We start from the raw sequence: 23268 nt of genomic DNA on the forward strand, positions 1-23268 counted from the left end.
TTGCCATTCGCCGCCCCGGAATCGAGAAAGGCGCCCATGCCGGACACCGCCCCCGCCGCCCAGCTCGCCATCCGCGCCCGCCGCGCCGCGTTCAACGCCGCGATCGCCGCGCGCGATGCCGCTGCGATCGGGCCGATCCTGTCGCGCGACTGCGTGATGGTGACGGGCAGCGACAGCGCGGTGGTTTCCGGGCGGCTGGCGCAGGTGAAGCTCTGGCGCCGCGAATTCGCCGTCCCCGCGCCGGTCATTTATGTCCGCACGCCCGAAACCATCACGGTGTCGCCGGTCGAACCGCTGGCGATGGAGCAGGGCGTCTGGCAGGGGCTGGATGGCGAGGACCGGGTCTTCGCATCGGGCAGCTATGCCGCCAAATGGCGCGAGGGCGGCGAAGGCTGGGTAGTCGAAGCGGAGGTTTTCGTGACGCTCGGCTGAGCGGGCCGGCGGCCGGGCGGAAGTCAGGTGCCGCGGCCGCGCAGCACCACGTCGCCCGCTTCGTTCAGCCAGCCATAGGGTCGCTCGCGAAACCATTTGGTGATGACATATTTCTCGCCGGCGCGGACCTTCATCGCGCAATGGCTGGCATGCGGATTGCCGTTGCCCGCGGAGTCTAGATTGCACCAGGCAAGCAACTTGCCGCGCTCGGGCCGGATGATCTTGTCGACTGCCCGGAACCGAGTCGCGCCGCCCGCCGCGACGTCGTTGAGGTAGATCATCACCGTCCAGCTGCGGTTGCCGGGCACCTGGGTATGTTTTTCGTAGTCCGGCTGGGCGGGAAGGAAATGGTCGATATGCTCGCGAAACTCCTGCCCGACGGCGTAATGCTGGCCCTGCATCGGCTCGCCGTGCGACAGGTCGAGCCCGGTGAGGTCGGCGATGCGCGATTCCACTTCCCGCGCCAGCGGGTCGGTATCGTCGAAATGGCAGGTCTCGCTGGTGCGGATGCGTTCGCCCGTCTGGTGGCCCGATATGGCCGACGGCTCCCGCCGCTCGTCGATCCGCCGGCAGATTGCCGCGCACAGTTCGGCATCGAGAAAGCCGGAAAGCTGGAACAGCGTCAGCTTCTTCCCCGGAAAGCGGCGCACCCCCGGATGGGCCGAAAGCCGCGCGATCACCGGTTCGGCCGGCAGGTCGGAACTGGAGCTCGCCGCATGCGCCATGTCGCGCCTGATGCCGCATCGGCGGCGGCCCGGGCAAGCGGCGATTGCGCCGCGCCGGCGATGACAGGGGAACTGCACGATGCCGCCGCGGGTTTTGCCGCGCATGAGAAACATCTTCTGCGCCACTGCGCTCGCCCTGTCGCTCGCCGCCTGCTCGCCTGCGTCCGAAGAGGTGGCGCAATCCGCCAATCAGGCGACGGCCAATGCCACCGAGGCGCTCACGCCGATCGATCCGGGCACACCCACGCCTTCGCCGGGCGTCACTGCCGACGCGAACACGCTGACGCTCGAGGGGCTGGGGGCGCTGAAGATCGGCGAACCGGTACCCGAGGGCAGCGGCTGGGCCGAACGCGGGGCGCAGGTATCGGATATGTGTCGCACGATCAGCGCGCCCGACTATCCCGGCGTCTATGCGATCGTGAGCGACGAAATCGTGCGTCGGATCACCGTCGGCCAGCGATCGGACGTGACTCTGGTCGAGGGAATCGGAGCCGGAGCGACCGAAGCGCAGGTGCGCGAGGCGTTTCCGGGTTTTCGCGAAACGCCGCACAAATATGTCGATGCACCCGCCAAATACCTCACTGCGCCCAATGCCGACAGCGGCGATCCGGCGCTGCGCTTCGAAATCGATGCGCAGGGCGAGGTCAGCATGATGCATGTCGGGACGATGCCTGTGCTCGGCTATGTCGAGGGCTGTGCCTGATCCTTCGGGATTTCGGGCAGCGCCCAGTCGATCGTCGGCAGGCCGCGGCTTTCGAGGAAGGCGTTGGCTTTCGAGAAATGCCGGCAGCCGAGAAAGCCGTTATGCGCCGACAGCGGCGAAGGATGGGCGGCCTTCAGCACCAGATGATGGCCGCCCTGTTCGATCGAAGGGATGAAGCCGGCCTTTTTCTGTGCATAGCTGCCCCAGAGCATGAACACCACCGGCGCCTCCTTCGCGGCAACGAGGCGGATGACTGCGTCGGTGAACTTCTCCCATCCCCGGTCGCGATGCGAGGCTGCCCTGGCCATTTCGACGGTGAGCACCGAGTTGAGCAAGAGCACGCCCTGCCGCGCCCAGTGTTCGAGGAAGCCGTGGCCCGGCCGTTCGATGCCGAGATCGCTATGCAGCTCCTTGTAGATGTTGACGAGGCTGGGCGGCGGCTTGACGCCCGGACGGACCGAGAAGCAGAGGCCGTGCGCCTGTCCGGGCCCATGATAGGGGTCCTGCCCGAGGATCACCACCCGCACCTTGTCGAGCGGAGTGAGGTCGAGCGCGCGAAACCATTCGCTGCCCGCCGGGAAGATGCGCTTCCCCGCCTGACGTTCGCCGAGCAGGAACTGCTTGAGCGCGGCCATATACGGGCTGGCGAATTCGCTCGCGAGCGGCTCGCGCCAGCTTGGGTGGAGCTTCACATCGGTGGGTGCGGCGGTGGCCATGCGCTTCTGGTGGCGCAGGGCAGTGGCGCGCGTCAATGCCCGCCGGGCTTTGCGGCGGCGGCGCGGGCTGGCATGGAGGCCGCATGCTGCCTTCGCTGATCGTAGTCGACGACTTTCTGCAGGACCCGCATTCGGTCCGCCGCCGCGCGCTGGCGCTCGACTATGACCCCAAGTTCAAGCGCGGCAACTATCCCGGCCTCATGTCGACCACGCCGCTCGACGTGCGCGGCATGGAGCAGGCGGTTTCGCAACGAGTCGGCGTGCCGCTGATCCCGGCGAAGGGGACGATGCACGGCCATTGCCGGCTCACTTTGGCCGGCGACAGCGGCAGGAGCGGGGTGCATATCGATCCGGCGAGCTATTCGGGCATTCTCTATCTGACGCTGCCCGAACATTGCCGCGGCGGCACCGACTTTTTCCGCCACCGCCCGACCGGGCTCGACCGTGTGCCGCAAAGCGAGCGCGAACTCGCGCCGACCGGCTATACCGACATCAATCGGCTGATCGAGCAGGTGGTGAACGGCGATACGCTGAAACCCGCGCGCTGGGAAAAGACGATGACCGTGCCGATGCGGTTCAACCGGCTGCTGCTGTTCAGCCCGTGGATGTTTCACAATGCCGCCAAGGGCTTCGGCAAGGGGCCGGAGGACGGGCGGCTCGTCCAGACGCTGTTCTTCGCGCCAGGAAACCGTCCGGCGGGATCCGGCGTTGAAGGTGGATGACGCAGAAAAAATGGTCGCAGGACGTTACTGAGAAGTCGGACTCGCTCGACCTTGAGGACGATGTCTTCACCAGGGACGATCCGAAGGAAATCGCGCAGTCGCTCAAGCGCTCGGCGGAAGCGAGCGGCCGGCGCAAATCCTCGCCCTATCGCTCGGCGATGTCGATGCTGACCTTCTACGTCAATCGTGCCGGTAGCGGGCTCGACGAAAGGCAGAAGCAGGTTCTCGAGGACGCCAAGGACGAATTGCGTATCGCCTTCGGGCGCGAGCCCAAGGGTTAGGTGCAAGCCTAACCGACTTGCCCGGCACGGCGCGCCGGTGCCATGAAGCGGCCATGCACATGAACCACGACGCCGATGCGCCGATCGCGCCGCAAATCGCCTTCGACCAGTTTCTCGCGGTCGATATCCGCGTCGGCACGATCGTCGAAGCCGAGACGTTTCCCGAGGCGCGCAAGCCCGCCTATAAGCTCACCATCGACTTCGGGCCGGTGATCGGAACGAAGCGGTCATCGGCGCAAATCACCGAACATTATGCGCTCGAGGATCTGGCGGGGATGCAGGTCGCGGCCGTCGTCAATTTCCCGCCGCGCCAGATCGGGCCGATGATGTCCGAAGTGCTGACGCTCGGCATGCCGGACGCGGAAGGGAAGGTGGTGCTGATCCAGCCGAGCAAGCCGGTCCCCAATGGCGGGCGATTGTTCTGAGGGCTGCCGCCTCAATCTCCCCTTCGTCACCCTGAACCCCTCAACAAGCTCGGGACAGGCCCGTTTCAGGGTCTACTCTGCCGCTTGCGAAGACGGCGCTTGTTGCACGGTGGATGCTGAAACAAGTTCAGCATGACGATCGGGGAGAGGGGCGGTCCTACGCCGCTACCGCCGCCAGCAGATAGTTGAGCGTCTCATTGCCGCCGGTGACGAAACCGTGGCCGGGCGTGAAGCTGAGGCCGGTGCGTGCAATCACCTTCAGTCCCGCGTCCTCGAGCAGCGGTTCGAGTTCCTCAGGCTTGAGGAAGCGGCTCCAGTCATGCGTCCCCCTGGGGATCATCCCCGTGCCTTCGCCCACCGTGATCATCGCCAGCCGCGAGAGCGCGGTGCGATTGGGTGTCGAAAGCACCATCAGCCCGCCCGGCGCCAGCGCGCCCGCAAGGCCGCTGACGAAGGCGGCGGGATCGGCGACATGCTCGATCACTTCCATCGAGGTGACGAGATCGAACTGGCGGCCCGCCAGATCCTCGATCCCTCCGGCGATATAGTCGATATCGAGCCCAGACTGCGCGGCATGCGCGGCGGCCGCGCCGACATTCTCGGGTGCGGCATCGACGCCCGTCACCTTCGCTCCCATCCGCGCGAGCGGTTCGGCGAGCAGCCCGGCGCCGCAGCCCACATCGACCGCGCTTTTCCCCGCCAGCGGCGTGAAGCCCGCCGGGTCGCCGCCCCAATGCGCGTCGATCTGTTCGCGCAGAAAGGCAAGGCGCGGCGGGTTGAGGCGATGGAGCATCGCCGAGCTGCCCTTCGGATTCCACCAGTCGGCGGCCAGGGTGCCGAAATGTTTTGCTTCGGCCGGGTCAATCGTTGCTTTTATTGCGTTCGCCATGAACCGCTCCTATCAGGACGCCCCATTCTATCCAACGCGCGGAATCAAGCGACACCAACATGGCACGTATCGTGATGAAGTTCGGCGGCACCTCGATGGCCGGCATCGAGCGCATCCGCAATGTCGCCCAGCGCATCAAGCACGAATGGGGTCAGGGTAACGAAGTCGCCGTGGTCGTTTCGGCGATGGCGGGCGAGACCGACCGGCTGGTCAATTTCTGCCGTGAGGCATCCTCGCTCTACGATCCGCGCGAATATGACGTCGTCGTCTCGTCGGGCGAACAGGTGACGAGCGGGCTGCTCGCCATCGCGCTGCAGGCGATCGGCGTGCCCGCGCGCAGCTGGATGGGCTGGCAGCTGCCGATCCGCACGTCGGACGGCCATGCCTCCGCCCGCATCGAGGATATCGAGACCGGCGCGCTGCTCGAATCGATGGGCGAGGGCGGCGACGGACGCGAAGTCGCGGTGATCCCCGGTTTCCAGGGCATGGCGCTCGGTGAGCGTGTCGCGACGCTCGGCCGCGGCGGATCGGATACCTCGGCAGTGGCGATGGCGGCGGCGATGAAGGCGGACCGCTGCGACATCTACACCGATGTCGACGGCGTCTATACCACCGATCCGCGCATCGTGCCGCGTGCGCAGAAGCTCTCCAAGGTTACGTACGAGGAAATGCTCGAGCTCGCGAGTGTCGGCGCCAAGGTGCTGCAGACGCGCTCGGTCGGGCTGGCGATGAAGGAGAATGTCCGCGTCCGCGTGCTTTCGTCCTTCGATGACATTCGCGACGAAGACGGCCATCGCGGCACGCTGATCGTGGGCGAAGAGGAAGTGGATATGGAACGGCAGCTCATCACCGGTATCGCGCACGACAAGAACGAAGCGAAGATCACGCTCACCGATGTTTCGGATCGGCCGGGCGCGGTGGCCGCGATCTTCTCGCCGCTTGCCGATGCGAACATCAATGTCGACATGATCGTACAGAATGTCGCGCATTCGACCGGCGCGACCGACGTCACCTTCACCGTGCCCAAGGCCGAGCTCGCCCGCGCGCTCGACGTGCTCGAAAAGGGCAAGGACGCGATCGGCTATTCGCAGATGATCCACGATACCAAGGTGACCAAGGTGTCGGTGGTCGGCGTCGGCATGCGCAGCCATGCGGGCGTCGCGGCGGCGATGTTCAAGACGCTGGGCGATCGCGGCGTCAACATTCAGGCGATCACGACGTCGGAGATCAAGGTCAGCGTGCTGATCGAGGAAGATTATACCGAGCTGGCGGTGCGCGTGCTCCACACTGCCTACGGCCTCGACGCCCCCGACGCCGCCGAATAAGGCGCACTCAAAAAACCGCAGTTTTGCGTGCGAAGTTCGCACCGGGTCGCGACGTAACACGCGTGCGCGCGCCCGCATGCGCACGCGCGCGCGTACGCGAGGGGTGGTTTCGGGCGCATCGGCATCTGGAGGATCTTCGTCCGTGATGGCATGCATGCCCGGCAATGCAGGAAGCTTCCGATCTCGATTTTTGCGGGCTCATGCTCTGGATTGACCGGCGCCAGTTCCCGGATGCGGTCGAGGCGTGGGACGGCAACTGGCTGTGCTTTCGAGCGCGTATGGAAGCGGACGGAGCCACTGTCAGGTGCGATGGTCCATTCCTGATGACGACGGACATCGCGCGGTTTCGGGATCAACTGCACGCCATGAACCAGACGCTGGAGGGCGAGGCCTCTCTCAAGCCGTTGGAGCCTGCGTTGGCGGTCGTGCTGCGGATGCAGGGCAGGGGGCAAATCGAAGGCGTGGTCGAGATAACCCCCGACCATATGAGCCAGCGGCATCGCTTCGTCGTTGAGGCGGACCAATCCTATTTGCCACCGCTCATCGCGTCCTGCGACGCGATCCTCGCGCGGTTCCCGGTTGTCGGAAGTGAGGACTAGCCGGACCGGAACCGGTGCGTGACCGGGCAGCAAACGCCAAGTTCCTCCCATGAAAGGGGAGGGGGCCGGCGTAGCTGGTGGAGGGGTAAGTCACGGGCGGCGCGTGTGCGGAGACTACCCCTCCACCGCTGCGCGGTTCCTCTCCCCCCTCAGGGGGAGGAACTGGGTTTCGCCAGGAGGCAAGGCTGCGGTCAGCGAATCGACGATGCGAAAGAGCCTTTCCTCCGTTGCGAATGAAATCCTACATTGAAAGCCCCGTCGCATCCGGGCGGGGCGGCAAGGGGAATGGGTATTCGGCGCGCGCTGTCAGGATGGAAGCAATGGCGGCAGATCGCGCTGTACGGCGCGGCGCTTGCGGTCGGCGTGCTGCTGCTCGAATGGATCGATTATCAGCGGCTGGCGCGGACCAATAGCAGCGACATCTGGCTGTTCCTTGTCGCGGCGGGGTTTCTGGGGCTCGGCATCTATCTCGGCGCGCGCGTGCTGCGGGCGCCCGCGCCGCGCCCGTTCGACGGCAATCCGCAGGTCCGTGCGACGCTCGGTATCAGCGACCGCGAAATCGCCGTGCTGACGGCGCTCGCGGAGGGGCGCTCGAATCGGGAGATCGCCGATGCGCTTCACGTCTCGCCCAACACGGTGAAGACGCATCTCGCCAACCTCTATGCCAAGCTCGAGGCGAACCGCCGTACCGATGCCGTCGCCAAGGCGCGCGCGCTGGGAATCCTGCCGTGACTCCAGGCCCGTTCGCGCAAATCACCCGTTCGGGCGATTGCCGACACCGCATGTCCCGGTCTTGATCCGGCCCGTTGCCAACAAGGGAAATGGACGATGTTCAAGACGATACTCATCTACGGAAGCATTGCCGGGCTGATCGTGGGATCGCTGCTGTTCGGAACGGGCGTGACGATATTGCACACCGTGTCGCCGACGATCGGCATGGCGATCGGCTATACCGGGATGCTGGTCGCATTCAGCACGATCTTCATCGCGATCAAGCGGCGGCGCGACGTGGTGCAGGGCGGGGTGATCCGATTCTTGCCGGCATTGGGCATGGGGCTGGGCATCACGCTGATCGCCGGAATTTTCTATGTCGTCGCCTGGGAAGCGGTGCTGGCGGTGAGGGGCATGGATTTCGGCAGCGGCTATGCCGAGGCGGTGGTCGCCGACATGCGCGCATCGGGCGCAAGCGCGGCGGAGATCGCGCGGGCCAGCGCGGAGATGGCGGAATTCGCCGAGAATTACGCAAATCCGTTCTACCGCATCCCGGTGACCTTTTCGGAAATCGCACCTGTCGGCGCGGCGATTTCGCTTCTGACCGCGTTGCTGCTCGCCAACCGGAACTTCCTGCCCGCGCGCTGAACGCGACAAATTGCGCGAAATATTGTGTCGCGCTGGCACAATTTTGCGACAACTCGATTGTAGCCCGGAATGGTTCATGTCGGCGCGTCCATGATGGGCGCGCCGATCTGTTGAGGAGTATTTCCGGCATGCGCCGTCTCATTCTGTTGACTTCGATCCTGATGGGTAGCGTTTCCCCCGCCGCGCTGGCGGCGCCGCTGTCCGGGCAGGACGCTGCAGCGCAAGCTGCCGCAGCCCAGGATGCTTCCGGCCAGGACGCCGGAGGACAGGATGCGGGCGGTCAGGATGCGTCCACCGAGGACACGGCGCTCGACGAACTGATCGCGGGCGAGGAAATCGTCGTCCGGGCCGATATGCGCGGCGCGGTGGCGGGCGACATCGCCCCTGACGAAGTGCTGACCGCGGATGACATCCGCAGCTATGGCGCCAGCTCGATCGGCGATCTGCTCGACGCGATCTCGCCGCAGACCAGCTCGGCGCGCGGACGCGGCGGCGGGCGGCCGGTGATCCTGCTCAACGGCCGGCGGATTTCCGGCTGGCGCGAATTGCGCGACATTCCGACCGAGGCGATCGAGCGCGTCGACATCCTGCCCGAGGAAGTCGCGCTCAAATACGGCTATCCCGCCGATCAGCGGGTGGTGAATTTCGTGCTTCGCGAACGCTTCCGCTCGATCACCGGCGAAGTCGAGGCGGGCATGCCGACCGCAGGCGGCTTTTCGAGCCAGGAAGCCGAGCTCGATATCCTGCGCATCGCGGGCGAAGCGCGGATCAGCTTCCATGTCGGATATGAAGGCCGTTCGGCTTTGACCGAGGACGAGCGCGACATTGTTTCGACGCGCGAAAGCCTGTTCGACCGATATGGCAACGTCACCGCGCCCGACGGCAGCAGCGAGATCGACCCGGGTCTCAGTGCGATTGCGGGGATGCCGGTGACGCTAGCGGGCGCACCGGCGGGCGCGGCGGACGGACCGGTCGGCCTCGGTGATTTCCTGGGCGGCGCGAACAGCGGCAGCGAGGCGCCCTATCGCACGCTGCAGGGATCGAACCAGAGTTTCACGGTCAACGGCGTGATCGCGCGGCCGATCGCGGATCGCGTGAACGCGACAGTGAATATCGAGCTGACCGCAACCGAAAGCGAATCGCTGCTCGGCCTTTCGACTGCCACGCTGATGCTGCCGGGCGGCAGTCCCTTCTCGCCCTTTGCTGACGATGTGGCGCTGTATCGCGCCTATCCTTCGCTCGGCGCGCTCGATCGCGACACGTCGGGGCAGACCATCCATGTCGGCGCGAGCGTCAACGGCGACGGCGATACGTGGCGCTGGTCGGTGACGGGCAACTATGATCGCGCGACATCGGAAACGATCACCACCACCGGCATCGATGCCGCGCCCTTCCAGTCGGCGCTCGACGCGGGCGATCCGGCGTTCAATCCCTTTGCGGCGCCGCCGCTGACGCTGGTGTCGTTCCTGCCGCTCGATACCTCGCGATCGACATCGAACAACGGCACTGTCGAGGCGCAGGCCTCCGGCCCGTTGTTCCGCATGCCGGCAGGCGATGTCAGCACCAGCATCCGCATCGGCGGCGAACTGAGCGATTATGAATCGCGCGCCTTCCGTTCGGGCGTCACCAGCGCCAGCGACGTCTCGCGCCAGACGGCGAGCGGCCAGTGGAATCTCGACGTTCCGATCGCCAGCCGCCGCGAAGGCGTGCTCGACGCGATCGGCGACCTGACGCTCAACGGCAATGTCGAAGTGAAGGAGCTTTCCGATTTCGGTACGCTCGTCACCTATGGCTATGGCGCCAACTGGTCGCCGTTCGAGCCGGTCCGGCTGATCGTTTCGGTGACCGAGGAGGAAGGCGCGCCTTCGGCGACGCAGCTCGGCAATCCGACGGTGGTGACGCCCAATGTCCGGGTGTTCGATTACACGCGCGGCGAATCGGTGCTGGTGACGACGATCGGCGGCGGCAATCCGGGGCTGCAGGGCGACCGGCGACATGTGCTCAAGGTGGGGCTCAACGCCAATATCCTGGAGGATGGGCCCGATCTGCGGTTCAGCGCCGAATATGTCCGCAGCCGCACCGACAACGCGATTGCCGGCCTGCCCGCGCCGACCGCGGAAATCGAAGCGGCTTTCCCCGATCGCTTCGTGCGCGACGCGACCGGGCAGCTCGTTACCGTCGACAATCGCTCGGTCAATTTCGCGCGGACCGAGCGCGAACAGATCCGCTACGGGCTGAACTTCTCGCTGCCGCTGCGCAGCGAGGCGCCCGAGCGCGCGAGCGGCGATCGCAGGGGCCCGCCCCGGCCGCAGGGCGGCGAGGAAGCGCGACCAGGCCGCGGGCAGCAGCAGGACGGCGCCGGGCAGCAGGGCGAAGGCAATGGCGGCAATGGCGGCGAGCGGTCCGGCAGCGGCGAGAATGCGCGTTCGGGCGAAGGCCGGCGCGGCCCGGGCGGCGGCGGCCGTCGCGGCCGATCGCGCGAGGGACGCATCCGCGCTTCGCTGTACCACACCGTTCATCTGCGCGACGAAGTGCTGATCCGCGAAGGGCTGCCGGTGCTCGATCTGCTTGGCGGTTCGGCGACCGGCAACAGCGGCGGCCAGCCGCGCCACGAGATCGAGCTCGACGCGGGCGTGTTCAAGAACGGTCTCGGCTTCCGCATCGACGGCAACTGGCAGAGCGCGACGCGCGTCGATGCCGGCACGTCGGCGGCGCCCGAACAATTGCGCTTCGGCAGCCTGGCGACAGTCGATGCGCGGCTGTTCGTCAATCTCGGCGAGCAGCGCAGTCTGGTGCGCGATCATCGCTGGCTGCGCGGGGCGCGCGTCTCCTTCTCGATCTCGAACATCTTCGACGCGCGGCGCAAGGTGACCGACGCCACCGGCGCGGTGCCGCTCAGCTATCAGCCCGATCTGATCGATCCGGTGGGGCGTCGCGTGGAAATCGAGTTCCGCAAGCTGTTCTTCTGACGCGCTCGGCCGACCGCCTATTCGCCGAACTCGCCGGGGCGATAGAGCAGCGTGATCGCGACGCGGCGATTGCGCGGATCGGCAGGGTTTTCGCGGATGATCGGCTCGCGATCCGCCACCCCCTCGATCCGCGAGAAGCGCGCTTCGTCGACACCGCCCGCCGCGAGCCTGCGGCGGGTCGCTTCGGCGCGGCCGCTCGACAGCATCCAGTTGTTCATCCGCAGCGGATCGCCATAGGGCACGCTGTCGGTATGGCCGCGGATCATGATCGGATTGGGCAGCGTCTCGATCGCATCGGCGACCATGCCGACCAGCGAATCGGCGCTGACGACCAGCGCGGTCGTGCCGCTGTCGAACATTGAATAATCGGCGTCGTCCATCAGGTCGATCCGCATCCCGTCGCGCGTCTGGACGAAGCGGACATGCTCGGAAAGCCCGGCAAGCTGGGGCGAGCTGCGGATCTTGCGCGAAAGCTCGCGCTGCATCGCCTCGAAATTGCGCTGATCCTCGCGTGCCATCGATTCGCGGCTGCGCAGCGAACCGCGATCGGCGGTGCCCACCTTGATGCCGCCGCTGGCATCGGCGGGAATGGTCAGCGAGCGGGTGCCCGTCTGCGCCGCCTTGTGCGGGTAATTGTCCTTGTCGATCACGCTTTCGCCGCCGAACAGCCCGTTCGAACCCGCGCTGTTCTGCTTCAGTTCGATCAGCGTCGGGGCGAAATAGTCGGCCAGCGCCTTGCGCTGTTTCTCGGTCGTCGCGCCGAGCAGCCACATCAGCAGGAAGAACGCCATCATGGCAGTCACGAAGTCGGCATAGGCGACTTTCCACGCGCCGCCGTGATGGCCGCCATGACCTTCCTCGACGATCTTCTTGACGATGATCTTGGGCTGGTTCGATCCGTGCGGCGCGCGAGCGGCCATGATTTACCTCCCGCGCAGCCCGTCGAACACTTCGCCGAACGCCGGCTGGTTCGAATGGGCGATGCCCGACCGCGCGGCTTCGATGACCAGCGGCTGGGGATGGCCGTGGAGCGAGGCGATGATGATCTGTTTCACCGTGTGATAGATGGCGGCATCGGCGTCGATCACCTGCTGCAGCCGCGTCGCGAGCGGGCCGACGATGCCGTATGCGAGCAGCACGCCCAGAAAGGTGCCGACCAGCGCCGATCCGATCATCCCGCCAAGGATGCTCGGCGGCTTGTCGATCGATCCCATCGTCTTCACCACGCCGAGCACGGCGGCGACGATGCCCAGCGCGGGCAGCGCATCGGACAGCGACTGCAGCGTCGCCTGCGGGCCCTGCACTTCGTGGTGATGCGTCTTGATGGTGTTATCCATCACTTCCTCTACCGCGTGCACGTCGAGCGTGCCCGAGGATACGACCACCAGCCGCAGCGTGTCGGCGATCAGATTGACCAGCGTCTTGTCGGCGAGCAGCCGGGGATATTCGGCGAAGATGGCGGAGGACTGCGGATCCTCGACATGCGGTTCGAGCGCGATCGGCCCTTCGGTGCGCAGCATCTTCATCAGCTTGGACACCAGGAAGATGGTGTCGAGATAGTCCTGCTTGCGGTATTTCGGCCCCTTGATGACCTTTACCACGCCGCCGCCCAGCGCCTTCAGCTCCTTCATCGAATTGCCGATGATCAGCGCGCCGACCGCGGCGCCGCCGATGATCAGCATTTCGTGCGGCAGCGCGTGCATGACAGGCCCGAGCGCGCCGCCGGTGAGCGCGAAGCCCCCGAAGACCATGACGAGCAGAACGATGAGACCGATCAGCGGAAACATGGTGCTATCACTATCCCCCCTATTGGCCTGACAGCGGCTTCTTCAGAGTGAACGGCAGGCATCGGTCAAACTTGCGGAGAAAATGGTTACCTGCGCAAAAATCACCGCAGATAATCGAACAGCGACAGCGATGTGAGCTGGCTGAAGCTCGATTGCGTGGCATCGAGCACGGTCAGCGTTTTCTGCAGCTCGGTGATCGCGGCGGTCATGTCGACTTCCTCGAGCGCGCTGCGGCTTTCCGCGCGCGTCGTGGCGGCGGTATCGAGCCGTTCGAGCGTGTAATCGAGCCGGATGGCGCGCGCGCCGACCGAGGAGCGCGTCGCCCCGATGGTATCGAGTGCGCCGCCGATCGCATCGCTCGCCATGCCGATCGCATCGACATCGCCGACCTGTAGCGCCGCCGACAGCGAAGCCAGCGCGCCGAACGCGCCGCCGCCCGCGCTTCCGCTGCCGAACACGCGTTCGCCGCTCACGGTGGCGTGCACGCTGTCACCATTGCCGAACGGGATCGCGGCGGGTTCGCCTGATCCGGCAAAGGCGATGCTGCCATCGGCGGCCTTCACGAAGGCCGTGTCACCGGTGGCGCCCCCGAACAGCGGCTGGCCGCGCACGTCGCTCTGATTGGCAAGCGAGAGAAGCTCGTCGACAATGCCGTCCAGTTCGCTGGCGATCGCCGCGCGGTCGCTTGCGTTGAGCGTGGTGGTCGCTGCCTGGATCGCGAGCTCCTGCGCGCGCTGAAGCTGGGTTTCGGCGCTGCCGAGCGCGATATCGGTTTCGCCGAGCAGCGTCTGCGCAAGATCGACATTGGCGGCATCCGCCTTGCCGATGGCGTCGTCGCGGTTGAGCGACTGGATGCGGCGCCAAGCCGTGGCGTCGTCCGACGGCGCTTCGACACGCTTGTTGGTCGCGATCTGCGTCTGCAGCCTGTTCGCATCCATCGACAGGCCGTTGATCTGGCCCGTCGCGCGGCTGTAAAGCTGGTTGGTCGAAATGCGCATGGCCGGGCTCACTGGATGTTGAGGATGGACTGCAGCGTTTCGCGCGCCACCTGGATGATACGGCTCGACGCCTGATAGGCCTGCTGGAAGCGCATCAGATCGACCGCTTCCTCGTCGAGATTGACGCCGCTCAGCGAATCGCGCGATGCGACGGCGGTGTCGCGGATGGCGGTCTGCGCGTCGGCGACGGTGCGGCGCGCGGTCAGTGCGGTCGCATTGGCCGTGATTGCGTCGCCCAGCCGTCCTTCGACATTGCTCGTTCCGCGCAGCGATTCGAGATTGGCGAGATTGCCGTTGTCGCGCGAGCCGCCACCGGGCAGCGCCGCGGCGATCCCGCGCGGGTCGCTCAGCACCAGCGAAAGCTCGGCAGGCGGATCGCCCGCGGCGAAGATCGGCGCGCCGGGCCGGCCGTCCAGCCCTTCGCCCTGTGCCTGAACGTCGTTGACGCCGTCCACCACTGCCGCTGCGATCGCATCGAGCTCGGTACGGGCATTGGCGATGCGCTGTGCGCCTTCGATCGCGCCGCCCAGCGTGCCGCCGCTCGCCATCATGGTGCGCGTGCCGTCCTTGCCGTGCACGGCAAGCGAAACCGCGCCTTCCTCGTTACGCAGATAGGTGACTGCGCCGTGCGTATCGCCCTGCACCAGCATCGGCCCGTCGCGGCCGCCCGCCAGGACATTGGCGCGGCCGAAATCGTCGAGCGTCACGGTGACGTCGGTGAGCGCGCTCATCTGTTCGAGCAGGCCGTCGCGCTGATCGAGCAGCGTCGCCTGGCCCGCGCTGTTCGCCGGCGCGCGCGAAAGCCCGGCATTGACCTTGGCCAGTCCGGCGGCGAGCTGGTTGAGCTGCGAAACCGCGGCTTCCGCGCTGGCATCGAGATCGCTCGCGGCGCCGTCGAGCGCCTTGCTGGTCGCGGTGAAGGCGCTGGCAAGCGAGGCGGCTGATTCGAGCATGATCGCGCGCGGCGCGGTTGCCGAAGGATCGGCGGCGACGCTCTTGGCAGAATTGAAGAAGGCGGTCAGCTGATCCGAAAGGCCGTTGTCGTTGAGCGCGTTTTCGATCCGCCCCAGCCAGGTCGCACTGGTTTCGGTGCGGGCAAGATCGGCGCTTGCGCTGCGGACCGCGTCGGCGCGCGCATCGTCGCCCATCCGCGAAACGCCGGTGACGACAACGCCGCTGCCGCCATTGGAGCGCAGCGATGAGGTCGTGACGACTTCGCGCATTTCGGTGGTGCGGCGCGTATAGCCTTCATTGCCGGCATTGGCGATATTGTCCGACGTGGTCGCGATCGCCGACTGATAGGCACGGATGCCGCTGGCCCCGATGGAAAGCAGGTCGCTCATGCGCCGCCTTTCGGATCAGTGCTGTCGACGGCATCGGGCGCGGCGATCGGCGTGGCGCCGCCGCCGCCGGCAAGGAAGCTGGTCATCGCTTCGCCGATCCCCATCGGTGCGTTGACTGCCATCGATTTGGCCAGCTGATCGTCCTGCATGTCGCGAAACTGGTCGAGCGCCTTGCTGTCGAACAGCCCTTCGCCAAGGCTCGCCTTGCGCATCGAGCTGAGCATCATCTTGGTGAAGATGGCTTCGAACCGCTGGCCGGCGGCTTCCAGATTCTCATGGTTGGCAAGACGCGAGCTGTCGTTCGCGGTGCCCGCGGCAGTGCCGGTCAGCGCGGCGGGGTTCAGCGTCGGGCCGGTCATCACAGGATCACCAGTTCGGCGTCGAGCGCACCGGCTTCCTTCAGCGCCTGGAGGATCGCCACCAGGTCGCCGGGAGACGCGCCGATCGCGTTCACGGCCTTGACGATGTCTGCCAAGTTGGCGCCGCCGTCGATCATGAACATCGGGCGGCGTTCCTCGACCACGCCGACGCCGCTCTGTTCCTCGGTGGTGGTGCGGCCGCGGCTGAACGGTGCGGGCTGGCTGACGCGCGGCGCCTCGTCGATCCGCACCGTGAGCTTGCCGTGCGACACCGCCGCCGGGCGCACGCGCACCGCCGAATTGATGACGACCGTGCCGGTGCGCGCATTGATGATCACGCGGGCAGGAGCCTCTGCGGACTGAACCGGCAAATTCTCGATCTCGCTGATCAGGGCCGAGCGGAGGTCGGCGCCGGGCGACGCGAGCACCGCGACCGACACGGCATCGACCGCGCGGGCGCGATTGTCGCCGAAATGCAGGTTGATCGCATCGGCGACATGCTGCGCGGTGGTGAAATCGGCGCGTGACAGATTGAAGGTCAGATAGGGCGCGGTGGCGAAACCGGTGTCGACCGTCCGCTCGACGCTGGCGCCTTCGGGGATGCGCCCGGTGGAGGGAATGTTGACCACCACCGACGATCCGTCGCGGCCGTCGGCGCTGAGGCCGCCGACGACGAGGCTGCCCTGCGCCATCGCATAGATGTTGCCGTCCGCGCCGAGCAGCGGTGTGAGGACGAGCGTGCCGCCGCGCAGGCTCTTGGCCTTGCCCAGCGCCGAAACGGTGACGTCGAGTCGCTGGCCCGGCTTGGCGAAGGCGGGAAGTTCGGCGGTGATCAGCACCGCGGCCGCATTCTTCAGCGCCGGATTGACGCCGGCAGGCAGTTCGAGCCCGAAGCGCGAGGCGACGCCGCGCATCGATTGCACGGTATATTCCAGATTGTCGTCGCCCGTGCCCGGCAGTCCGACCACGATGCCGTAGCCGGTGAGCTGGTTCGAACGGATGCCCTGGAAGCCACCGAGATCCTTCACCCGCTGCGCGGCGGCAGGCTGTACCGCGACGAACAGGGCGAGAAGGGCAAGAAGAATGCGTGTCATGGCGCGCTGCTCCATCGTCAGAAGGGGCTGATGATCTGGAAGAATCGGCTCAGCCAGCCCTGACGGCTCGACCGGGCGAGATCGCCCTTGCCGGTGTAGGAAATCCGGGCATCGGCGACGCGCGTCGAGGCGACCCGGTTATAGGGGTCGACATCGGACGGGCGGATGATGCCGCTGATCTGGACGAATTCGTCGCCGCGATTGAGCGTCAGCCGCTTTTCGCCGCGCACCAGCATCGTGCCGTTGCCATAGACTTCGGCGATGGTGACGGTGATTTCGCCCGAAAGCTGGTTCGCCTGGCTGGCGGTGCCGCCGCCGTTGAAGCCGCGATTGCTGCTGACCGTCGCGTCGGTGGCGCTGAACAGCGACAATGCGCCGGTGGTCGGCGGCAGGATCGAAAAGCCGCCCGAGCTGTCGTAATCGGTGCCTTGCGTCTTGGTCGCCTGCGTCCGTTCGACCAGCACGATCGTCACCGGATCGCCGACACGGCGGGCGCGGTTGCCTTCGTACAGCGCGGCATAGCCCTGGCTCGCCTGAAAGATGCCGCCATTGGCGGCGGCGGGCATCGGCGCGACCGGCGCCGAGGGCGCATAGTCGCGGCTCTGCTCGCGATCGTCGTCGCGGCGCTGGGCGTCGGCGGGCGAGGCGGAGGCGGCGACGATGAGCACCGCGACCGCGCCCGTGGCGAGCCCGGCCATGAACCGGGCGATCCGCGCGTCAGATGTTCTGGTTGACATATTGCAGCATCTCGTCGGTTGCGGAGATCATCTTGGAATTAACCTCATAGGCACGCTGGGTTTCGATCATGTCGACCAGTTCCTGGACGACATTGACGTTCGACCCTTCGAGCATGCCCTGGCGCAGCGCGCCGCGGCCCTGTTCCCCCGGAACGCCGAGGCTGGCGACGCCCGATGCGGCGCTTTCGACAAGATAGTTGTCGCCGACCGCGCGAAGCCCGGCCGAATTTGGGAAGCTGGCGATCTGGATCTGACCCAGGTCGGTCGATTCGGTTTCGCCGGCCAGCGTCGCCGAAACGGTGCCGTCGGTGCCGATGGTGATCGATGTCGCGGTTTCGGGAATGGTGACGCCGGGCATCACCTGATAGCCTTCGGACGTGACCAGAAGCCCCTCGGCGCTGCGCGAGAAATTGCCGGCGCGCGTATAGCCCATCTGGTCGCCGGGCATTTGCACCTGGAAATAGCCATTGCCGTCGAGCGCGATATCCAGCGCGTTGCCGGTGGTCTGGAATTCGCCCTGGGTGTCGATCCGCGCCGTTCCCTGAACGCGCACGCCGGTGCCCAGATTGATGCCGGTGGCATATTGCGTTTCGGCGGTGCTCGATGCGCCGGGCGCAGTCACCACCTGATAGGCGAGCGTCTGAAACGACGCGCGATCGCGCTTGTAGGCCGTGGTGTTGACGTTCGCCAGGTTGTTCGAGATCACGCGCATCCGCATGTCCTGGGCGTCGAGCCCGGTGCGGGCGATGTGCAGTGCTGCAGAACCCATTTGGTAAAACTCCTTAGCCCGGCATCCGCATCAGCGATGCGGTCTGCTCGTCCATTTTCTTGGCTTCCTTGAGGAGGTTCGCCTGAACCTCGTAAGCGCGCTGGTTCTCGATCATGTCGACCAGCGCCTGCGTCAGATTGACGTTGGATTGTTCGAGCGCGCCCGAACGCACGCCGGCTTCCATGTCTTCGGGCAACACGCCGCCGCCGCGGACATGGAGCAGGTTGTCGAGCCCCTTGACCGTGTCCGAACCCTGCGTGCTGACCAGCTTGATCTTGTCGATTTCCTGCGGCTGATCGGGATCGCCGCCGGGCGGCACGATCGAAACGGTGCCGTCGCCGGAAATGCTGATCGATTCATGCGGCGGCACGGTGATGGGGCCCCCCGACCCCATCACCGGGAAACCGTCTCCGGTTTCCAGCACGCCGGACGGCGCGACCGAAAGGTCGCCGCGCCGCGTATAGGCTTCCGGGCCGCTCGCCGACTGCACCGCGATCCAGCTGTCGGTGGTCACGGCGATGTCGAGCGGATTGTCCGTCTGCAGCATCGCGCCGGCGCCGCGATCGGCGTCGTGGACGCTGGTCGACGCCATCTGGCGCGTATCGAACCCCGATCCGGTCAGCATCATGCGGTCGAACGAGACCCGGTCGGCGCGATAGCCGATGGTCGATGCGTTCGCGATGTTGTTCGCGATCGCCGCCTGCGCCTGCATCTGGCTGCGCAGGCCCGAAAGCGCGGTGTAGACGAGCCGGTCCATGCCGTGATCCTTCCCCGCGGGCTTAGCCGCGGATGTTGAAGATGGTCTGCGAGATCTGGTTGGCGGTATCGAGCGCCTTGGCGTTCGCCTGGAAATTCTGCTGCGCCGCGATCAGGTTCACCAGCTCCTCGGTGATGTCGACGTTCGACTGTTCGATCGCACCGGTCATCAGCGAGCCGAAGCCGTTGCTGCCGGCTTCGCCGAGACGCGCCTCGCCCGAAATGCCGGTCGAGGCCCAGGTCGAATCGCCCAGCTGGCGCAGGCCCGAGGGATTGGTGAAATTGGCCAGCACCACCTTGCCCAGCGGCTGGGTGTCGCCGTTGGAGAAGCTGGCGGTGACAGTGCCGTTCTCGCCGATGGTGATTCCTTCGAACTGGCCGACGGCGGCGCCATCCTGGCTGCGCGAGCTGACCGCGAAGGGTGAGCTGAGCTGCGTCGTCGCCGATCCGAAATCGAGCGTCAGCGGCTGTTGGCTGGTCGATCCCGGCGGCGTGAAACCGGCGAAGGATACCGCATCGGTCGGCGACAGCATGTTACCCGTGGCGTCGAATTCGAGCGTCATCGGCGCCGCGCCGCCTTCGGGCGCGCTGCCCGTGCTCAGCTGCTGATCGCCGACAAAGGAATAGACGCTCCAGCTGCTGGTGCCGCTATCGCCCTCGGCCGCGGTGTTGCGGACGAAATAGTTGGTCATCGTCAGCGCATTGCCGCTGGCATCATAGATCGTTGTCTGCGTCGACTGGTTGTACGTCGCCGGGTCGAAGCGATCGAAGGCATAGGGGTTTTCTGCGTCGAACGCCGCGCTTTCGGCCGGGATCGGCGAATTGGCCGAAAGATTGAGCGTCAGCGCGACATTCTCGGTGGCCTGCGGCGAACCGCTCGTCTGCGGGACGCGCAGCGGGATGGTGGAATCGAGGCCGGTCGCGACGACCGTGCCCGATCCGTCGACCGGATAGACCTGCAGCTTGTTGCCCTGCGAATCGACGACGTTGCGGTCGCTGTCGACCGAGAAGCTGCCGTTGCGCGTGAACATCACGTCGTCGCCAGCCGATTTGACCGCGAAGAAGCCGTCACCGGCGATGGCGAGATCGAGCGACGAAGTCGACTGGGCATAGCCGCCCGCGCTGAATTGCTGGCGGATCGATTTGACGACCGTGCCCGAACCGCTGATCTGATTCGGGTTCGAGCTGGCGGTCGATGCGATCACGTCCGAAAACTGCGTGGTCGAACGCTTGAAGCCGTTGGTCGAGACGTTCGCCAGGTTGTGCGAAATCGTGCCCATGTTGGTTTGCGCGGCCTGAAGCCCGCTCAGCGACGTGTAGAAGGACATAGTTCAGCTCCTTGAAAAGCGGGTTCAGCCGACCTTGAGGACGTCGGCGGGCGAGACCCGGCCGATGCCGGGCAGATTGAGGATCGGGTCGCCATTCTGATCGAACGACACCGAAGTCACCGACGACCAGACCAGAGTCTGTGCCGAAACGGAGTTGCCGTTGGCGTCGAGCGCATCGACGCTGATCGTGAACGGGCCGCTGCCCGGCGCATCGCCGTTGTCGGTGGTGCCGTCCCATTCGAAATCGAGATTGCCGGCCTCCTGCGGGCCAAGCGACACCGTCTTGAGGATCTCGCCATCGGCATTGGCGATCTTTACCGTCACATCGGTCGCGTCCTCGCCGAGCAGGATCGATCCGCCCAGCGTCCCGTCGGTGCGCGGATAGGCGATGTCGTTCTGCGTGAGTACGCTCGACCCGACCCAGGAAAGCACATCCGACGTCGAGGTCGCGCCGAGCTTCTGCGCGATCGAGCTCAGCGTGGCATTCATTTCGGTAATGCCGGAAAGGCTGGAGAACTGCGCCATCTGGGCAACCATCTGGTTGTTGTCCATCGGCTTGAACGGATCCTGGTTCTTCAGCTGCGCGGTCATCAGCGTCAGGAAATCTTCCTGGCCCATCGAAGCGTTGCTGCCGGCATTGGCCACCGGCCCGTCGCTTGTGCCGTAGCGGTTGATGCCCAGGCTGGAGAGCGTGTTGTCGAATGCCCCGGTCATGATCAGGACCCCATCCTGATCGTCTTGAGAATCAGATCCTTGGCGGTCTGAAGCACTTCGACATTGTTCTGATAATTGCGTGCGGTTTCCATCATGTCGATCAGCTCCGCGCTTTCATCGACGCCGCTTTCCCAGACATTGCCGTCGGCATCGGCGAGCGGATTGCCGGGATCGTAGCGCTTCTTGGGTTCGGCACCGGCAGTGACCACCTGTTCGACGTCCACCGTGGCCACGCCGACGGAGGCATCGTCGAAATGGGTGCGGAACACCGGCTTGATCGGGCGATAGGCCTCGCCCGGAGTCGAGGCGACCGTCCCGGCATTGGCCAGGTTCGACGCAGTGGTGTTGAGCCGGACGAGCTGGGCGGACATCGCCCGGCCCGAAATCTGGAAAATCGAAAGCGGCTGGCCGTTCATGGCTTATTCTCCCCGCAATGCGCGCGTGATGGTGCCGATCCGGCCGTTCAGGAACGACAGCGTCGTCTGATAGGCGACGGCGTTTTCGGCGAAGGCGGTCTGTTCGGCGGCAAGTTCGACAGTGTTGCCGTCTTGCGAAGGCTGCAGCGGCACGCGGTAAAGCGTCGCCTGGCCGATCGCGGCCTGGCTGGTGCCGCCGGCTTCGATCGTGCGCATCGCGGCGCCGAAATCGATGTCGCGTGCCTTGTATCCCGGGGTCGATGCATTCGCGATGTTCGACGCGAGCACGCCCATGCGCTGCGAGCGCACCGCAAGCGCTGCTCCATGCACACCGAAGAGACCGTCATTTGCCATCGTGCTTCTCCCGCACAAAAACTCGCGCCCATCTCAGCAAGGGGCGTGCCAATTCCGGGGAGGGCGCCGGAAAAGCTGCATTCGGGCGGGAATTGCCGGGCAGGCGGCAAGATCTTGCCGGGCGGCGGCAAGCCGCTGCCGTCCCCGCCGGGCGGGGCTTGCCGAACCGCCCGGCAACGGCAATTGGCGCGGCGCTTGCAATCCTGCGGGCATGGAAACGACAGCCGCCGCGCAGCTTGCGCCCTTTCTCGATCCGCTCGCACTCGCCCTGGTCGGCGGGGGCACCTTGCTCGCCATGTTCCTGCGCACGCCGTTTCGCGACGCGATGCGCGGGATATCGGCGCTGCGCGTGCTGCCGCGCCGCCGCTTCCGCGCCGATCCGGGGCTTGCGCAGATCACCGCGCTTGGGCGGATCGTACGGCGACACGGTGCGATCGCACTCGACAAGGCAGTGATCGCCGATCCCGATATTGCCGCCGCCGCCGCCGCGATCGTGGACGGCGCGACGCCGGACGAGGTTCGCGACCTCCTGCATTTTCGTGCGGTCGAACGCGCCGAGCGGCATCGCGGCGCCGCCGATCTGTGGACCGGGGCGGCCGAAGCGGCGCCGGCGATGGGAATGATCGGCACGCTGGTCGGGCTGGTGAAGATGTTCGCGACGATGAACGACCCCGATGCGATCGGCGGGGCGATGGCCGTGGCGCTGCTGACCACGCTGTACGGCGCGATCCTCGCGAATCTGGTGGCCCAGCCGATCGCCGCGCGGTTGCGGCGCCGCGCCGGGCAGGAAGCGCGCGAGCGCGAGCGGCTGGTGGCGCCGCTTGCCGAACTCGCCGCGATCGAGCCGCCGCGCCGTGCGACCTGGCGCGAGGCGGCGGCATGACCATCGCCGCGACTCTCGAAGACACGGCACCGCAGGGGCGCCCGGTCTGGCTGACGACGCTCGCCGATCTCGGGCTGTTGCTCGTCGGCTTTTTCGTCTTTCTCCACGCCAATCAGTCGCTCGACGGCGGCGCGATGGCGGCGGGCATGCGCGAAGCGTTCGACGGTCCGCAGGCGCACGAGGAAATGCCCGTCGCCATCGCCGCGGCGGTGGGGTTCGCGCCGGGATCGGCCGCGCCGGTGGAAACCGCGCCGCTGATCGCCTGGGCCCGCGAAGCCGCGCGCGATCCGCGCACGCGGCTGACCGTTACCGGCGAAACCGACGGCAGCCCCGCCGATGTCGATCGCGAGACCGGCAGCGCCGCGATCCTTGCCGCCGATCGTGCCCGCGCGGTCGCGGTGCTGCTGGTGCGCAGCGGCGCGGTGCCGCCCGAACGGATCGCGCTTGCGACCGGGGAGGGGCGCCGCCGCGTGATCGCCACACTGGCCTATGCCGGCGCTGACAGCGGGGCCGCGCAGCCATCGAATTGTACCGCGCCGGGCAACCGGCACGAAGCTTGCTGAAACCGATGACGAACCATCTTCC

28 protein-coding genes are annotated in these 23268 nt (G+C 66.3%); 12 read left to right on the forward strand and 16 right to left on the reverse strand.

Annotation, left to right across the window (positions count from 1 at the left end; genetic code table 11):
* The first annotated feature begins 36 nt into the window (after positions 1-36).
* Positions 37-432 (forward strand): DUF4440 domain-containing protein, encoded by a 396-nt coding sequence (locus G5C33_RS02040; RefSeq protein ID WP_165325683.1) that lies wholly within the window; start codon positions 37-39, stop codon positions 430-432.
* Between the two features lie 23 nt (positions 433-455).
* Here the strand turns inward: G5C33_RS02040 and G5C33_RS02045 are convergent, their stop codons facing one another.
* Positions 456-1157: a prolyl hydroxylase family protein gene (locus G5C33_RS02045; RefSeq protein ID WP_165325684.1), complete on the reverse strand. Its 702-nt coding sequence runs from the start codon at positions 1155-1157 to the stop codon at positions 456-458.
* A 79-nt stretch (positions 1158-1236) separates the two neighbouring features.
* Here G5C33_RS02045 and G5C33_RS02050 point away from each other — a divergent pair, with 79 nt between their 5' ends.
* Positions 1237-1860 carry a hypothetical protein gene (locus G5C33_RS02050; RefSeq protein WP_228275164.1) on the forward strand — a complete coding sequence of 208 codons (624 nt, stop codon included), beginning with the start codon at positions 1237-1239 and terminating at the stop codon, positions 1858-1860.
* Here G5C33_RS02050 and ung read toward each other — a convergent pair.
* Complete coding sequence (gene ung / locus G5C33_RS02055; protein WP_165325685.1) at positions 1839-2576, reverse strand: uracil-DNA glycosylase; 738 nt, start codon at positions 2574-2576, stop codon at positions 1839-1841. The genes G5C33_RS02050 and ung overlap by 22 nt on opposite strands.
* A gap of 83 nt (positions 2577-2659) precedes the next feature.
* Between ung and G5C33_RS02060 the strand changes: the two genes are divergently transcribed.
* Genes G5C33_RS02060 through G5C33_RS02070 form a run of 3 tightly spaced genes read left to right on the forward strand, consistent with a single transcriptional unit; the run spans position 2660 to position 4004 of the window.
* A complete protein-coding gene (locus G5C33_RS02060; protein WP_165325686.1) occupies positions 2660-3298 on the forward strand; it encodes a DUF6445 family protein in 639 nt (212 codons plus the stop codon).
* Positions 3295-3579 carry a DUF3175 domain-containing protein gene (locus G5C33_RS02065; protein ID WP_165325687.1) on the forward strand — a complete coding sequence of 95 codons (285 nt, stop codon included), beginning with the start codon at positions 3295-3297 and terminating at the stop codon, positions 3577-3579. Before G5C33_RS02060 ends, G5C33_RS02065 begins: the two co-directional genes overlap by 4 nt.
* 53 nt (positions 3580-3632) lie before the next feature.
* On the forward strand, positions 3633-4004 hold the full coding sequence (locus tag G5C33_RS02070) for a tRNA-binding protein (RefSeq protein WP_165325688.1): 372 nt from the start codon (positions 3633-3635) through the stop codon (positions 4002-4004).
* Positions 4005-4161: 157 nt separating this feature from the next.
* On the opposite strand, the gene ubiG is transcribed toward G5C33_RS02070, so the two are convergent.
* Positions 4162-4893, reverse strand: a complete 732-nt coding sequence (gene ubiG, locus G5C33_RS02075) for a bifunctional 2-polyprenyl-6-hydroxyphenol methylase/3-demethylubiquinol 3-O-methyltransferase UbiG (RefSeq protein ID WP_165325689.1) — start codon at positions 4891-4893, stop codon at positions 4162-4164.
* Positions 4894-4952: 59 nt separating this feature from the next.
* Here ubiG and G5C33_RS02080 point away from each other — a divergent pair, with 59 nt between their 5' ends.
* From G5C33_RS02080 to G5C33_RS02100, 5 genes are all read left to right on the forward strand, one after another.
* A complete protein-coding gene (locus G5C33_RS02080; protein WP_165325690.1) occupies positions 4953-6218 on the forward strand; it encodes an aspartate kinase in 1266 nt (421 codons plus the stop codon).
* A gap of 164 nt (positions 6219-6382) precedes the next feature.
* Positions 6383-6817: a WapI family immunity protein gene (locus G5C33_RS02085; RefSeq protein WP_165325691.1), complete on the forward strand. Its 435-nt coding sequence runs from the start codon at positions 6383-6385 to the stop codon at positions 6815-6817.
* 285 nt (positions 6818-7102) lie between these two features.
* A complete protein-coding gene (locus G5C33_RS02090) occupies positions 7103-7549 on the forward strand; it encodes a helix-turn-helix transcriptional regulator (protein WP_165325692.1) in 447 nt (148 codons plus the stop codon).
* A gap of 96 nt (positions 7550-7645) precedes the next feature.
* Complete coding sequence (locus G5C33_RS02095) at positions 7646-8176, forward strand: DUF4199 domain-containing protein (RefSeq protein ID WP_165325693.1); 531 nt, start codon at positions 7646-7648, stop codon at positions 8174-8176.
* A gap of 128 nt (positions 8177-8304) precedes the next feature.
* Positions 8305-11145 carry a TonB-dependent receptor plug domain-containing protein gene (locus G5C33_RS02100; RefSeq protein WP_165325694.1) on the forward strand — a complete coding sequence of 947 codons (2841 nt, stop codon included), beginning with the start codon at positions 8305-8307 and terminating at the stop codon, positions 11143-11145.
* Positions 11146-11162: 17 nt separating this feature from the next.
* On the opposite strand, the gene G5C33_RS02105 is transcribed toward G5C33_RS02100, so the two are convergent.
* The 13 genes from G5C33_RS02105 to G5C33_RS02165 all read right to left on the reverse strand — a co-directional run bounded on the left by G5C33_RS02105 (position 11163) and on the right by G5C33_RS02165 (position 21800).
* The gene (locus tag G5C33_RS02105) at positions 11163-12065 is read right to left on the reverse strand and encodes a flagellar motor protein MotB (RefSeq protein WP_165325695.1); all 903 of its coding nucleotides are present in this window, start codon (positions 12063-12065) and stop codon (positions 11163-11165) included.
* Between the two features lie 3 nt (positions 12066-12068).
* Positions 12069-12932, reverse strand: coding sequence for a flagellar motor stator protein MotA (gene motA, locus G5C33_RS02110; protein ID WP_165325696.1), 864 nt, complete (start codon positions 12930-12932; stop codon positions 12069-12071).
* 101 nt (positions 12933-13033) lie between these two features.
* Positions 13034-13930: a flagellar hook-associated protein FlgL gene (gene flgL, locus G5C33_RS02115; protein ID WP_165325697.1), complete on the reverse strand. Its 897-nt coding sequence runs from the start codon at positions 13928-13930 to the stop codon at positions 13034-13036.
* 8 nt (positions 13931-13938) lie between these two features.
* The gene (gene flgK / locus G5C33_RS02120) at positions 13939-15273 is read right to left on the reverse strand and encodes a flagellar hook-associated protein FlgK (RefSeq protein WP_165325698.1); all 1335 of its coding nucleotides are present in this window, start codon (positions 15271-15273) and stop codon (positions 13939-13941) included.
* Positions 15270-15632, reverse strand: a complete 363-nt coding sequence (locus G5C33_RS02125; protein WP_165325699.1) for a rod-binding protein — start codon at positions 15630-15632, stop codon at positions 15270-15272. The genes flgK and G5C33_RS02125 overlap by 4 nt, the downstream gene beginning before the upstream one ends.
* Entirely contained in the window at positions 15632-16741 is a 1110-nt protein-coding gene (locus G5C33_RS02130; RefSeq protein WP_165325700.1) for a flagellar basal body P-ring protein FlgI, read from the reverse strand. The genes G5C33_RS02125 and G5C33_RS02130 overlap by 1 nt, the downstream gene beginning before the upstream one ends.
* 2 nt (positions 16742-16743) lie before the next feature.
* Positions 16744-17463, reverse strand: coding sequence for a flagellar basal body L-ring protein FlgH (locus G5C33_RS02135; protein ID WP_165325701.1), 720 nt, complete (start codon positions 17461-17463; stop codon positions 16744-16746).
* The gene (flgG, locus tag G5C33_RS02140; protein WP_165325702.1) at positions 17444-18232 is read right to left on the reverse strand and encodes a flagellar basal-body rod protein FlgG; all 789 of its coding nucleotides are present in this window, start codon (positions 18230-18232) and stop codon (positions 17444-17446) included. The genes G5C33_RS02135 and flgG overlap by 20 nt, the downstream gene beginning before the upstream one ends.
* A 13-nt stretch (positions 18233-18245) precedes the next feature.
* Entirely contained in the window at positions 18246-18989 is a 744-nt protein-coding gene (gene flgF, locus G5C33_RS02145; protein WP_165325703.1) for a flagellar basal-body rod protein FlgF, read from the reverse strand.
* Between the two features lie 22 nt (positions 18990-19011).
* Positions 19012-20316 carry a flagellar hook protein FlgE gene (locus G5C33_RS02150; protein ID WP_165325704.1) on the reverse strand — a complete coding sequence of 435 codons (1305 nt, stop codon included), beginning with the start codon at positions 20314-20316 and terminating at the stop codon, positions 19012-19014.
* Between the two features lie 24 nt (positions 20317-20340).
* Entirely contained in the window at positions 20341-21030 is a 690-nt protein-coding gene (locus tag G5C33_RS02155; RefSeq protein ID WP_165325705.1) for a flagellar hook assembly protein FlgD, read from the reverse strand.
* Between the two features lie 2 nt (positions 21031-21032).
* A complete protein-coding gene (gene flgC, locus G5C33_RS02160) occupies positions 21033-21446 on the reverse strand; it encodes a flagellar basal body rod protein FlgC (protein WP_165325706.1) in 414 nt (137 codons plus the stop codon).
* A 3-nt stretch (positions 21447-21449) separates the two neighbouring features.
* Entirely contained in the window at positions 21450-21800 is a 351-nt protein-coding gene (locus tag G5C33_RS02165) for a flagellar basal body rod protein FlgB (protein ID WP_165325707.1), read from the reverse strand.
* A gap of 211 nt (positions 21801-22011) precedes the next feature.
* Between G5C33_RS02165 and G5C33_RS02170 the strand changes: the two genes are divergently transcribed.
* Together G5C33_RS02170 and G5C33_RS02175 are read left to right on the forward strand one after the other, a co-directional pair.
* Complete coding sequence (locus G5C33_RS02170; RefSeq protein ID WP_165325708.1) at positions 22012-22683, forward strand: motility protein A; 672 nt, start codon at positions 22012-22014, stop codon at positions 22681-22683.
* Positions 22680-23246, forward strand: a complete 567-nt coding sequence (locus G5C33_RS02175) for a flagellar motor protein MotB (protein ID WP_165325709.1) — start codon at positions 22680-22682, stop codon at positions 23244-23246. Before G5C33_RS02170 ends, G5C33_RS02175 begins: the two co-directional genes overlap by 4 nt.
* The last annotated feature ends 22 nt before the right edge of the window (positions 23247-23268 follow it).

The sequence above is a fragment of the Sphingosinithalassobacter tenebrarum genome (genome assembly GCF_011057975.1).
Classification (GTDB): Bacteria; Pseudomonadota; Alphaproteobacteria; order Sphingomonadales; family Sphingomonadaceae; genus Sphingomonas; species Sphingomonas tenebrarum.